At 70.2% G+C, this 12,922-nt stretch carries 10 protein-coding genes; 4 read left to right on the forward strand and 6 right to left on the reverse strand.

The features are described from left to right. Positions 1-41: 41 nt before the first annotated feature. Entirely contained in the window at positions 42-725 is a 684-nt protein-coding gene (locus tag Aiant_RS04420; RefSeq protein WP_189331065.1) for a VOC family protein, read from the forward strand. 840 nt (positions 726-1,565) lie between these two features. Here Aiant_RS04420 and aceB read toward each other — a convergent pair. After that, positions 1,566-3,188, reverse strand: a complete 1,623-nt coding sequence (gene aceB / locus Aiant_RS04425) for a malate synthase A (protein WP_189331066.1) — start codon at positions 3,186-3,188, stop codon at positions 1,566-1,568. A 29-nt stretch (positions 3,189-3,217) separates the two neighbouring features. Continuing rightward, complete coding sequence (gene aceA / locus Aiant_RS04430) at positions 3,218-4,504, reverse strand: isocitrate lyase (RefSeq protein ID WP_189331067.1); 1,287 nt, start codon at positions 4,502-4,504, stop codon at positions 3,218-3,220. 206 nt (positions 4,505-4,710) lie between these two features. Between aceA and Aiant_RS04435 the strand changes: the two genes are divergently transcribed. Both Aiant_RS04435 and Aiant_RS04440 read left to right on the forward strand, forming a co-directional pair. Further along, positions 4,711-6,078 carry a helix-turn-helix transcriptional regulator gene (locus Aiant_RS04435; RefSeq protein WP_229830085.1) on the forward strand — a complete coding sequence of 456 codons (1,368 nt, stop codon included), beginning with the start codon at positions 4,711-4,713 and terminating at the stop codon, positions 6,076-6,078. A 58-nt stretch (positions 6,079-6,136) separates the two neighbouring features. Beyond that, entirely contained in the window at positions 6,137-7,465 is a 1,329-nt protein-coding gene (locus Aiant_RS04440; protein WP_189331069.1) for a GGDEF domain-containing protein, read from the forward strand. 34 nt (positions 7,466-7,499) lie between these two features. Here the strand turns inward: Aiant_RS04440 and nirB are convergent, their stop codons facing one another. Together nirB and Aiant_RS04450 are read right to left on the reverse strand one after the other, a co-directional pair. Further along, the gene (gene nirB, locus Aiant_RS04445; protein WP_189331070.1) at positions 7,500-9,965 is read right to left on the reverse strand and encodes a nitrite reductase large subunit NirB; all 2,466 of its coding nucleotides are present in this window, start codon (positions 9,963-9,965) and stop codon (positions 7,500-7,502) included. Between the two features lies 1 nt (position 9,966). After that, positions 9,967-10,314: a molybdopterin oxidoreductase gene (locus tag Aiant_RS04450; RefSeq protein WP_189331071.1), complete on the reverse strand. Its 348-nt coding sequence runs from the start codon at positions 10,312-10,314 to the stop codon at positions 9,967-9,969. Positions 10,315-10,475: 161 nt separating this feature from the next. On the opposite strand from Aiant_RS04450, the gene Aiant_RS04455 reads away from it, so the two are divergent. After that, entirely contained in the window at positions 10,476-11,873 is a 1,398-nt protein-coding gene (locus Aiant_RS04455; RefSeq protein WP_189331072.1) for a sulfatase-like hydrolase/transferase, read from the forward strand. Here Aiant_RS04455 and Aiant_RS04460 read toward each other — a convergent pair. Continuing rightward, a complete protein-coding gene (locus Aiant_RS04460; protein WP_189331073.1) occupies positions 11,870-12,250 on the reverse strand; it encodes a RidA family protein in 381 nt (126 codons plus the stop codon). The genes Aiant_RS04455 and Aiant_RS04460 overlap by 4 nt on opposite strands. Beyond that, the gene (locus Aiant_RS04465; RefSeq protein ID WP_189331074.1) at positions 12,193-12,921 is read right to left on the reverse strand and encodes a phosphatase PAP2 family protein; all 729 of its coding nucleotides are present in this window, start codon (positions 12,919-12,921) and stop codon (positions 12,193-12,195) included. The genes Aiant_RS04460 and Aiant_RS04465 overlap by 58 nt, the downstream gene beginning before the upstream one ends. Position 12,922 lies beyond the last annotated feature (1 nt).

A 12,922-nucleotide genomic window follows, 5' to 3' on the forward strand; every position in this document is an offset into this window, starting at 1 on the left:
GGCGGCTTTGCCAGGGGCGGCGGGCAGGACAGCATGGGTGCATGACGAAGCTGACTGGGCGGGAGATCACCGAGCAGGCGCCGGCGGGGTGGGTGCTGCTGCTGGGTGGGTTGCAGACCCGGCTGCGGACCGGGGGGTTCGCCAAGGGGCTGGAGCTGGTGAACGCGATCGGGGCGGTGGCCGAGGAGATGGATCATCATCCCGACCTGGATCTGCGCTATGGATACGTCGACGTGCGGACCAGCAGCCACGACATGGGCGCGGTCACCGGCCGGGACCTGCGGCTGGCCCGGGAGATCTCGGAGCTGGCGGCCAAGGCGGGGGTGACGCCGGAGTTCGCCGGGCTGTCGCGGCTGGAGCTGGCGCTGGACACGCCGGACGCGGGGCGGGTCCGGCCGTTCTGGTCGGCGTTGCTCGGCTGGAGTGGTCCCGGCTCTGCTCGAGCGGATCACGCCGGAGAGGATCACGGCGGGGACTGGGACGACGTGCGGGACTCGGCTGGGCTGCTGCCGCTGCTCTGGTTCCAGCGGTCCGGGAGTGAGGAGCCGCGGCAGCGCTGGCACCCCGACCTCTGGGTGGATCCGAGTGAGGTGCAGCCACGGATCGACGCGGCGGTGGCAGCGGGCGGAACGCTGGTGAGCGACACCGCGGCGCCGAGCTTCTGGGTGCTCGCCGACCCGGAAGGCAACAAGGTCTGCCTGTGCACCTGGCAGGACCGCGCTTGATCTTGCCGGGAGTGTCCGGCTGGCCCTGGCGGCCCTATCCGGCCATGGGATAGGGCGCTGAGGACCAGCCGGGGAGTGTCGGGCTGGCCCTGGCGGCCCTATCCGGCCATGGGATAGGGCGCTGAGGACCAGCCGGGGAGTGTCGGGCTGGCCCTGACGGCCCTATCCGGCCATGGGATAGGGCGCTGAGGACCAGCCGGGGAGTGTCGGGCTGGTCCTGGTGGCCCTATCCGAGAGTGGAATAGGGCGCTGGAGGCCAGCCCGGGGTGTCGGGCTGGCCCTGGCGGCCCTACCCGGGCATGGGATAGGGCGCTGAGGACCAGCCGGAGAGTGTCGGGCTGGCCCTGGCGGCCCTACCCGGGCATGGGATAGGGCGCTGAGGACCAGCCGGAGAGTGTCGGGCTGGCCCTGACGGCCCTATCCGGCCATGAGATAGGGCGCTGAGAGCCAGCCGGGGTGTCGGGCTGGCCCCCAGCGCCCTATCCGGGAGTGGGATAGGGCGGTGAAGGCCAGCCGGGGGTTGATCTCCGGGACCAGCCGCGGACAGTGAAGAGGGCGGCGATTGGTTTGGACGCGCCAGCGGCCAGATCGCCGCCCTCGGCCCGCGCGGGAGCATGCGATCCGCACCCCAGCGGACCTGCGTAGATGAAGGTCTTGAATTACGGCAGGCAGAAAACAAGCCGCCACCCGGAGGTGGCGGCTTGGCGGGAGGCGAAAAGGGTTCCCGCGAGTGTGGGGCGTAGCGGGGCAGGTCGGAGGGCTGTCCCGCTACGCCTCGTCCAGGGGCGGTTTGCGGTGACGCGGGGCAGGTCGGAGGGCTGCCCCGCGTCACCTCATCGCTCAGGCCGCGACAGTAGCCTGAGCGACAACCGGAGCCGACCCTCCCGACAGGTGCCGTAGGTATGCCGGCAGGGTCAGGAACTCCGGGCACGTCCGCTCGGTGAGCAGGACCGTCAGCAGCGTCCGGGCTTGGCCGAACAGCCGGGCCGCCTTCTCGTCCAGCGCACCGGTCTCGCTGAGCACGGTGAGCTCCTCGCGGAGCATCCGGGTGACCAGGGCGGCCGTGACCGGCACGCCGTAGTCGGTGGGGGTCCCCGACGAGATCCACTGCCAGAGCTGGGCCCGGCAGATCTCGGCGGTGGCGGCGTCCTCCATGAGGCCGCCGAGCGCGACGGCGCCGCGCCCGTCCAGCCACGAGGCGATGTAGCGGAGCGAGACGCTGACGTTGTTGCGCAGCGCCACCTCGCTCACCGTGACGCCGAGCGACTTGATGTCGAGCAGTTCGGCGGCGCCGACCCGCACGTCGTCCCGCTTGCGCACGATCTGGTGCGGCTCGTCGCCGAGCCACTGGTCGAACACCTCACGACAGGTCTCGACCAGGCCCGGGTGCGCCACCCAGGAACCGTCGAAGCCGTCGCCGACCTCGCGCCGCTTGTCCTGGCGCACCTGGTTGAGCGCGCGCTTGGCGGCGACCGGGTCGCGGCTGGGGACGACCGCGGCCATCCCGCCGATGGCGTGCGCGCCGCGGCGGTGGCAGGTCTTGACCAGCAGCTCGGTGTAGGCCCGCATGAACGGCGCGGTCATGGTGACCTGGGACCGCTCGGGCAGGACCACGTCCGGCCGGTTCTTGATCATGCTGAACAGGTAGTCCCAGCGGCCGGCGTTCAGGCCCGCCGAGTGCTCGCGCAGCTCGTAGAGGATCTCGTCCATCTCGAACGCGGCGTTGATCGTCTCGATCAGGACCGTGGCCCGGATCGTGCCGCGCGGGATGCCGAGCCATTCCTGGGCGAAGACGAAGACGTCGTTCCAGAGGCGGGCCTCCAGGTGCGACTCCAGCTTCGGCAGGTAGAAGTACGGTCCGGAGCCCCGGTCGATCTGCTTGCGCCCGCAGTGGAACAGGTACAGGCCGAAGTCGAACAGCGAGGCGGAGACCGCCCGGCCGCCGATCCGCAGGTGGCACTCGGGCAGGTGCCAGCCACGCGGGCGGACCATGATGGTGGGCAGCTGGGCGCCGACCTCGTACCGGCGGCCGTCGGCGGCCGTCCAGTCCAGGGTGCCGTCCAGCGCGTCCTTCAGGTTGATCTGGCCGAGGATGACGTTTTTCCAGGTGGGCGACGTCGAGTCCTCGAAGTCGGCCATCCAGACCTTGGCGCCGGAGTTGAGCGCGTTGATGGTCATCTTGCGCTCGGGCGGGCCGGTGATCTCGACGCGCCGGTCGAGCAGGTCGGCGGCCGGGGCCGCGACCTGCCACGACGCGTCGTCACGCACGTGCTGGGTGGAGGGCAGGAAGTCCAGGTCGGTGGTGCGGGTGGCCCGGCGGCGCCGGCGGCGCTCCAGCAGCTGCACCCGGCGTGCGCCGAATTCCCGGTCCAGGGCCACCACGAACTCGATGGCTTCGGGGGTCAGAATCTCGGAGTATCGGTCTGCGGTGGTTCCGGTGATGGTGATCTCTTCGGCACCCATGATCAGATCTCCCTGCCCTCTATCTCAGATCAGAACTGCTCGGCCTCGGTGGAACCGGACAGAGCGGTGGTGGACGACTCGGGGTTGAGGGCGGTGGAGACGGCGTCGAAGTAACCGGTGCCGACCTCGGCCTGGTGCTTGGTGGCGGTGTAGCCGTCGGCCTCGGCCGCGAACTCCGCCTCCTGGAGCTTCACGTACGCGCTCATGCCGGTCTGGGCGTAGCCCTTGGCCAGCTCGAACATCGAGTGGTTGAGGGCGTGGAAGCCGGCCAGCGTGACGAACTGGAACTTGTAGCCCATCGCGCCGAGCTCCTTCTGGAAGCGGGCGATGGTGCTGTCGTCCAGGTTCTTCTTCCAGTTGAACGACGGCGAGCAGTTGTAGGAGAGCAGCTTGCCCGGGTGCTTGGCGTGCACGGCCTCGGCGAACTTGCGGGCGAACTCGAGGTCCGGCTTGCCGGTCTCGACCCACAGCATGTCGGCGTAGTCGGCGTACGCGATACCGCGGGCGATCGCCGCGTCGTCGCCCGGGGTGACCCGGTAGAAGCCCTCGGCGGTGCGCTCGCCGGTCACGAACGGCTTGTCGCGGTCGTCCACGTCCGAGGTCAGCAGGTCCGCCGCCAGGGCGTCGGTCCGGGCGATGACCAGGCTCGGGACGCCGGCCACGTCGGCCGCGAGGCGAGCCGCGTTCAGGGTGCGGACGTGCTGCTGGGTCGGGATCAGCACCTTGCCGCCCAGGTGGCCGCACTTCTTCTCGGAGGCCAGCTGGTCCTCCCAGTGCACACCCGCCGCGCCGGCCGCGATCATGCCCTTCATCAGCTCGAACGCGTTGAGCGGGCCACCGAAGCCGGCCTCCGCGTCGGCGACGATCGGGGCGAACCAGTCACGCTCGTACTTGCCGTTCGAGGTGTCGATCTGGTCGGCGCGCAGCAGCGCGTTGTTGATCCGCCGGACCACCGCGGGCACCGAGTTCGCCGGGTAGAGCGACTGGTCCGGGTAGGTGTGGCCGGAGAGGTTGGCGTCCGCGGCGACCTGCCAGCCGGACAGGTAGATCGCCTTCAGGCCGGCGCGCACCATCTGGGTCGCCTGGCCACCGGTCAGCGCGCCGAGCGCGTTGATGTAGTCCTCGGTGTGCAGCAGCTCCCACAGCTTGGCCGCGCCGCGCTCGGCGAGGGTGTGGCGCTCCTGCAGGGTGCCCCGCAGACGGACGACGTCCTGCGCGGTGTAGTCGCGCTTGACACCGGCCCACCGCGGGTCGCTGGCCCAGGCCTGAGTGAGGTCCTCTGCGGTACCGCCCCGGTTTTCGGCAAGCTCAGTCATCGGAAATTCCCTTTCGTGCCCTGTCGCGTTCTTCCTCGTGGAAGAACTTCACTCTCATGGATCACACCAGCCCCTTAGAAGGCCTTCCGGCAGAGAAGAAGTGAAAAAATTCTGATAAGTTGAAACCCGTGACCGCTTCATCTTCTGACTCCGTCGATCTCGTGACACTCGGGCAGCGTCTGCGGCATTTGCGCCGGGTCAAAGGCATGACCCTGGATCAGCTCAGCGCCGCCGTCGGACGGGCGCCCTCGCAGCTGTCGCTCATCGAGAACGGGAAGCGGGAGCCCAAGCTCTCCCTGCTCCAGGCCATCGCCGCGGCGCTCGGCGTCCCCATGCAGGATCTGCTGCGCGCCGAGGCGCCCTCCCGGCGGGCCGCGCTGGAGATCGAGTTGACGCATCTGCAGCAGAACCCGGCTTATTCCGCCCTGGGGCTGCCGGTGGTGAAGGGTGGCCGGCGGCTTCCACCGGACGCCCTGGAATCCCTGATCGGTCTGCACCGCGAGCTCAACCGGCTGCTCACCGAGCAGAGCGCCACCCCGGAGGTCGCCCGCCGTGCCAACGCGCAACTGCGCGCCGACATGCGCAAACGCAACAACTACTTCGCCGAGATCGAGGCCGCGGCCAACAAGATCCTGCTTTCGGTACGCCACACCACCGGCCCGCTGTCACAGCGCGGCATCCTCGACGTCGCCGCCCAGGTCGGCTTCACCCTGCACTACGTGAACGACCTGCCCAGCTCCACCCGATCGGTCACCGACCTGAAGAATCGCCGAATTTATCTCCCGCAGGTGGCGAGCGGGAAGGGCCACGACCCGCGGGGCGTGGTCCTGCAGACGCTCGGGCACTTCGTGCTCGGGCACAACGACCCGGCCGACTACGGCGACTTCCTGCGCCAGCGGGTCGAGGTGAACTACTTCGCGGCGGCGCTGCTGATGCCGGAGAAGTTCGCGGTGGACTTCCTGTCCGAGGCGAAAGCCGACCGGGCCCTGGCGATCGACGACTTCCGGGACGCGTTCGGGGTGTCCTACGAGACGGCGGCGCACCGGTTCACCAACCTGGCCACCCACCACTTCGGGATCCCGGTGCACTTCGCGCGGGTGCACGAGAGCGGGATCGTCTACAAGGCGTACGAGAACGACAACGTGCGCTTCCCGGCCGACGTGACCGGGGCGATCGAGGGGCAGCCGGTCTGTCGCAAGTGGGCGTCCCGGACGGTGTTCGAGGCGGAGGACCCGTACTCGTCGTTCTACCAGTTCACCGACACGGTGGCCGGGACGTACTGGTGCACGGTGCACGTGGAGTCGACGCGGTCCGGGGAGTTCTCGGTGACGGTCGGTACGCCGTACGAGCATGCCCGGTGGTTCCGGGGTGGGGACGTGGCTTCGCGTACCGTCTCCACCTGCCCGGACCCGGACTGCTGCCGGCGGCCACCGGCGCAGCTGGTGGACCGGTGGGCGGGCAACGCCTGGCCGAGCGCCCGGGTGCACTCGCACCTGCTGGCGGCGCTGCCCCCGGGCACCTTCCCGGGCGTCGACAACCGCGATGTGTACGACTTCCTGGACCGCCGAGCTTAAGAGGTACCCACCCGGTGCCGATCAGGCGGCGAGCCCACCTCCCGGAAGCGAGCCGCTGATGACCCGGAGCACTCCCCGGATCGAGGTCACGATCGAACGCGGCCGGTTCTCCGGACTTCTCGCCGACCGGTCGCTGCGCGCCAAGAACATGCTCTGTGTCCTGGTGGTCGCCGCGGTCGCGGTCGGCGTCGGCGCGCTGTCGATCAATCGGATGGCGAACCTGAACGACGACCTGCGGCAGATGAAGACCGCACACGTGGAGAGCACCGAGGACCTGGCCGTGATCCGGCAGGGCGTGGCCGAGGACTACCGCGGGCTGATGCTCTGGTGGGGAAGTCATTTCCAGACGGCGTACGGCCCGATGGGTCGCGCCGCGATCGCCTCCGGGGACGCCATGATCGACGAGGCGCTGGGGCGGTACCGAGTGCACGCGGCGACCTCCCCGTCCCGGATGCAGGCGGTCAAGGAATACACCGAGGTGCTGACCCGGTATCGGGTGTGGCGCTCAGTCGTGGAATTCGGGGCGGAGCCACCGGCCGAGTTCACCCTGCCTGCCCGGGATCAGGTCGCGGCCACCTACATGGCCATGGAGACGCAGATGAACCAGGCGCTCCAGCAGCTGCAGGAGGCGGAGCGGGCGGACGCCGAGGCGATGGCGGTGCATGCGCAGCGGGCGTACGACCGGGCACGGCTGCTGACCGGCGGCGCGCTGGGCGCCGGGCTGCTGGTGGCGCTGCTGTTCGCCTGGTGGCTGGGCCGCCGGATGCGCCTGCAACTCGGCAGCGTGGCGGCGTCGCTGGCCGCGGTCGCCGGAGGCGATCTGAGCCGGGAGACCGCGGTGCTGAGCCGCGACGAGCTGGGGGCGATGGCCGTCGCGGTGAACAAGGCGCGCCACACCATCAGCGAACTCCAGGACCGGCTGCGCTTCGACGCCACCCACGACCCGCTCACCGGGCTCGCCAACCGGGCGCTGTTCGACGCCCGGATCCGTGCGACGCCCGAGGCGACCGTGCTGCTGATCGACCTCGACGACTTCAAGCCGGTCAACGACGTACACGGGCATCATGTCGGGGACGAGCTGCTGCGGGCGGTGGCCGACAGGTTGCGCGGGTGCGTGCGGGAGGGCGGCACGGTGGCACGGCTGGGGGGCGACGAGTTCGCGGTGCTGTTCCCGCAGGCTGCCGGGCGGTCGGCCGAACTGGCGGCGGGGGTGCTGGAAGCCTTCGCGGCACCGGTGCCGACCAGCGCGGGCTTGCTGCCGATCAGGGCAAGCATCGGCGCGGCCGGCGGCAGCACCGCGGATCCGGCCGGCCTGATGCGCCGCGCCGACGAGGCGATGTACGAGGCCAAGCGCAACGGCAAGAACGCGACCGCCACGGCCCACTGAGCGGCCGTTTTGCCCGAGCCGGCGCCGGCCGGTGTCAGTGATCCGGCGAGACCGCGGGCAGCGGAATCAGCGGCAGCGACGTGCGGAACTGCCCGGGTGTGGCCGGGGTGGCCCGCTCCTTCCACGGGTCGCGATAGGCGGCCAGCGAGAGCTCGAGGCGTTCGTCCAGACCGGCGCCGAGCCCGTCCGCGTCCTCGACGACGATCTCCCGGAGCCGCTCGATGCCGATCCGCGGCACGAATCCGTACGTGCGCTCCAGCCAGTTCGCGTGCTCCCGGTAGTACTGCAGGAACCGCCCGGTGAGCCGGATCACCTCGTCCGGCGAGTCCACCGTGGCGAGCAGATCACCCTTGCGGATGTGCGCACCGGCCGCCCCGCCGACGTAGATCTCCCAGCGTCCGCCGTCGACCGCGACCACCCCGAGATCCTTCACATACGCCTCGGCACAGTTCCGCGGGCACCCGGTCACCGCGAGCTTCAGCTTGGCCGGGCTCTCCAGCCCCTGGAACCGGGTCTCGATCGCGATACCCAGCGCGGTCGAGTCGCCGACCCCGAACCGGCAGAAGTCCGAGCCCACACAGGTTTTCACGGTCCGGAACGACTTCCCGTACGCGTACCCGCTCGGCATGTCGAGATCGGCCCAGACCGCGGGCAGATCCTCTTTCGGTACGCCGAGCAGGTCGATCCGCTGGCCACCGGTGAGCTTGACCAGGGGGATGCGATACCTCTCGGCGACGTCGGCGATCCGGCGCAGCTGATCCGGGCTGGTCACCCCACCCTTCATCTGCGGGACCACGGAGAACGTGCCGTCCCGCTGGATGTTCGCGTGCACCCGGTCGTTGATGAACCGGGCGTCGCGCTCGTCCACGTACTCGCCGGCCCACATCATCCGCAGCAGCGAGGCGAGGCCCATCTTCGACCGGGCGTCCTCGGCGCCGCCCGGCGCGAGCGCCGCGAAGACCGCGGAGACCGACTTGAGCTCCAGGTTCCGGATCGTCGTCATCAGCTCGGCCTTCGGCAGCGGGATGCCCGGCACGTACCACGAGGCGGACTCGTCCTCCTCGACCTCGCCGCCGGCCGCCCACTCGACGAGCTGCGCGACCAGCGTCTTGCACGACCCGCAGCCCTTGCCGGCCCGGGTGGCGTCCGCGACGCCACCGACGGTCCGCACCCCGGACTGCACGGCGGCGACGACGGCCCCCTTGCTCACCCCGTTGCAGTTGCAGACCTGCGCCTCGTCGGCCAGCTCCGCCGCGCTCGTCTCGGCGGACGGCGCGCCGAGGTCGAAGAGCAGCCGGATCCGCTCCTCCGGCAGCGGCGAGCCCCGGTCGAACGCCTGGACCAGGTATCCGGCCTTGCTGACGTCACCGAGCAACGTGGCGCCGACCAGCCGCCCGTCCCGGATGATCACGCTCTGGTACACGCCGCGACGGCGTTCGGCGAACACCACGGTCTCGTCGTCGTCCCGGTCCGGCTCCTTGAGGCCCATGGCGGCCACGTCGACGCCGGCGACCTTGAGCTTCGTCGCGGTACGCGTGCCGTGATAGGCGGCGTCCGGATTCACGCCGGTCAGGTGGTCGGCCAGCACCCGGGCCTGCTCCCACAGGGGGGCGACCAGCCCGTACGTCTCACCGCGGTGCTGCACGCACTCGCCGACCGCGTAGACGTCCGGCTCGTCGAGGCAGCGCAGTTGATCGTCGACGACGATGCCGCGTTCCACCTCCAGGCCGCTGCGTTCGGCCAGCGCCACGTTCGGCCGGATGCCGGCCGCGACCACCACGACGTCGCACGGGACGGTCCGGCCGTCGGCGAGCCGGACGCCGGTGACCGCGTCCTTGCCGAGGATCTCGGTGGTCCGGGCACCGGTGATGATCGCGATGCCGAGGGCTTCGACGGATCGGCGCAGGATCGCACCGGCCTGCGGGTCGAGCTGCGCGTTCATCAGGTGGCCGGCCGAGTGGACGAGCGTGACGTGCGGCAGGTGCGATTGCAGGCCCCGGGCCGCCTCCAGGCCGAGCAGGCCGCCGCCGATCACGACCGCGCGCTGGTGATCCCGGGCGTACCGGATCATGCCGCGGGTGTCGTCGATCGTGCGGAACGTGAAGACGCCCTGGTGGTAGCCACGGCCGGGACGGTGCAGGCCGGCGATCCGCGGCACGAAGGCGTCGCTGCCCGTCGCGATGATCAGCTTGTCGTAGGGGGTGGCCCGGCCGCTCTCGTCCTCGACCGTCCTGGCGAACCGGTCGACGCGGGTCACCCGTACCCCGGCGTGCAGGGTGATCCGGTTCTCGGTGTACCAGTCCACGTCGTTCAGGAAGATGCCGGACTCGTCCTCGTCGCCGCTGAGCACGTGGGACAGCAGGATGCGGTTGTAGTTCCCGTACGGCTCGGCGCCGAACATCGTGATGTCGAAGAGGTCCCCGCCGCCGCGCTCCAGGATCTCCTCGACGGTCCGGGCGCCGGCCATCCCGTTACCGATCACCACCAGTTTCCGCGGCATCTCACACCTCGACCAGGCCGAGGTCCACCACCAGCGCACCGGCGGCCCCGACCGGCGCGGCCAGGTGCAGCTCGATCGCGGTGCCCGGCTCCAGGTCCTCGACCACCCGTAACGGCACGTGCACCTCGCCCTTGGCCCCGATCGGGAAGTACCGCATCGGCGAGCCGTCCCGCATCAGGATCACGCAGACCAGCTCGATCGCGGCGTTCCCGCCCCGGAAGTAGACCGGCTGGGTCACCACCCCGTCCGGAACCGTGTACGTCAGCGCGCCGTCGAGCAGGAACGGCTGATCCAGCCCTTTGCCCTGGAACCTGTAGATGCCCTGGAGGAACCGGGGTACCGACCGCATCAGAGATCTCCTTCCGGGAGCGATCCCGTGATGGTCTCCCGCGGCTGTTTCACCGATATCGATATCCGGTTAACATCCCCCAGCACGTGAGACGATCCCCTAAACCTATCGATCCTATGGGTAATGTCGACGCCGCACCGACCTGATCCATAGGAGATGATGTGACGAACCGTGGCACCACCCGGCGCGGCGTCTTCGGCGCCCTGGCCGGCGCCGCCGCCGTGACCACCCTGCCCGCCGAGGCCGCCGAGGCCGCCGAGCGCCCCTTCCAGGCCTCCCCCGCGACCGGCAGACCGGCGAAGCGCCCGAACATCCTGTTCATCCTCGCCGACGACCTCGGCTGGGCCGACCTGAGCAGCTACGGCGCGGTCGACATCAAGACTCCGCACCTGGACCGCCTGGCCCGCGCCGGCGTCCGCTTCACCCAGGCCTACTCGGCCGGCGCGGTCTGCTCGCCGACCCGCATCTCCCTATACACCGGCCGTTACCCGGGCCGGATCCCGGGCGGCCTGCCGGAGCCGATCGGCGCCGCCAACGCCACCGACGGCATCCCGCCGGCCCACCCCACCCTGGCCTCGCTGCTGAAGAAGTCCGGGTACGCCACCGCCCTGATCGGCAAGTGGCACGGCGGCTTCCTGCCGCACTTCGGCCCGCTGCGCTCCGGGTGGGACGAGTTCTTCGGCAACTACTCCGGCGGCATCGACTACTACTCGAAGTACAGCCACACCGGCCAGTACGACCTGTACGAGGGCGAGACCCCGGTCCAGGACGACCGCTACTACACCGACGTGATCGCCGAGCGTGCCGAGGCCTTCGTCCGTCGCGAGCACACCACGCCGTGGCTGCTGAACCTGAACTTCACCAGCCCGCACTGGCCGTGGGAGGCGCCCGGCGACCGCGCGGTCAGCGACGAGATCACCGCGAAGATCAAGGCCGGCAACCTCCAGGCGATCTTCCACAACGACGGCGGGTCGCTGGACACCTACCGCAAGATGGTGGAGAACCTGGACACCCGGATCGGCCAGGTGCTGACCGCGCTGCGCCAGAGCGGGCAGGAGGAGAACACCATCGTGGTCTTCGCCAGCGACAACGGCGGCGAGCGGTTCTCCTACCAGTGGCCGCTGACCGGCAACAAGGCGGCCCTGAACGAGGGCGGCATCCGGGTGCCGACGATCGTCCGCTGGCCGGCCCGGATCCGCGCCCACCAGGTCAGCCACGAGCCGGTGATCACGCCGGACTGGACCGCGACGCTGCTGGAGATCGTGGGCGTCGAGCCGGACCCGGCCTACCCGCTGGACGGCAAGAGTTTCGCCGGGTACCTGCTGCGCGGCGCCGACGCGCCGGATCACGACCTGTTCTGGCGGACCCGCGCCTCGCGCGCGCTGCGCCGCGGCAAGTGGAAGTACCTGCGGTCCACCGCCACCGGCGCCGACCTGCTCTACGACCTGGAGGCTGACCCGCGTGAGCAGGCCAACCTGGCCGCCAAGCAGCCGGAACTGGTCACCGAGCTGCGGGCCGCGTGGGAGCGGCTCAACGCGACCCAGCTGCCGTACAGCTAGATCGCGGCGACGGCCTCCACTTCGATGAGGAACTCCGGGCGGAACAGACCGGCCACCCTGATCAGGGTGCTGGTCGGCGGGGCGGCGACGTTCACGAACTCGTCCCGCACCGCCCGGACCGTCGGCAGTTCGTCGGTGTCGACCACGTAGAAGGTCAGCTTCACCACGTCCGCCCAGCCGGCGCCGGCCTGAGCGAGCGCGGCCTCCAGGTTGCGGAACACCTGCCGGGTCTGTTCCGTCCAGCCGTCCGGGACCACCCCGTCCGGACCGGCCGCGACCTGGCCCGAGGTCCAGATCAGGCGGCTGCCCTCGTGGATGGTCACGACGTTGCTGTACCCGTTGGGCGTCGGCTCGCCGGGGAAGTCGAAGGGGACCATGAGCCCACTTTAGAGATCTTCCACGGCACGCGGGGGTCGAGAACGCCACGGGCCATCACGAACAGGCACAGCGAGGCGTTCACAAAGGACGACAGCACGTCGCTCGGGTGGTGCATGCCGCGGTACATCCGGGCGGTCGCGACCGCGAGCGGCACCAGGACCAGCGCCCAGCAGAGCGCTTTCAGCCAGGCCGGCCGGGCCAGCGCGGCGAAGACGATCGCCAGCCCGACATACAGCGCGAACGCCGCCGAGGTGTGCCCGGACGGGAAGCTCGACGTCGGCGGCGACGGGTCGAGCCGGTGCACGTCCGGCCGCGGCCGGTCGATCACGAGGGTGGTGAAGAAGAAGACCACCGCCTGCGCGGTGACCGCCAGGCACAGGAAGATCGGCTCGCGCCACCGGTGCAGGGTGAGCCGCAGGATCAGTGCCAGGGCCGCGGTCACCGCGATGACCGACGAGGTGTTCCCGACCGCGCTGAAGAACCCGGAGACTTCGGTACGGTCCGGGGTGCGCCCGTCCTGGAACGCCCGGTTCACCCCGTCCTCCACAGTGAACGGCCAGGTGTGGTCGAGCACGTGGGTGAGCAGCAGCCCCATCCCGATCAGCAGCAGCAGGATCGCGGCGACCGGCAGTATCACTCGTTTGAACGCCTGAACAACGAATGTGGACACG

The sequence above is a fragment of the Actinoplanes ianthinogenes genome (assembly GCF_018324205.1).
Taxonomy (GTDB): Bacteria; Actinomycetota; Actinomycetes; order Mycobacteriales; family Micromonosporaceae; genus Actinoplanes; species Actinoplanes ianthinogenes.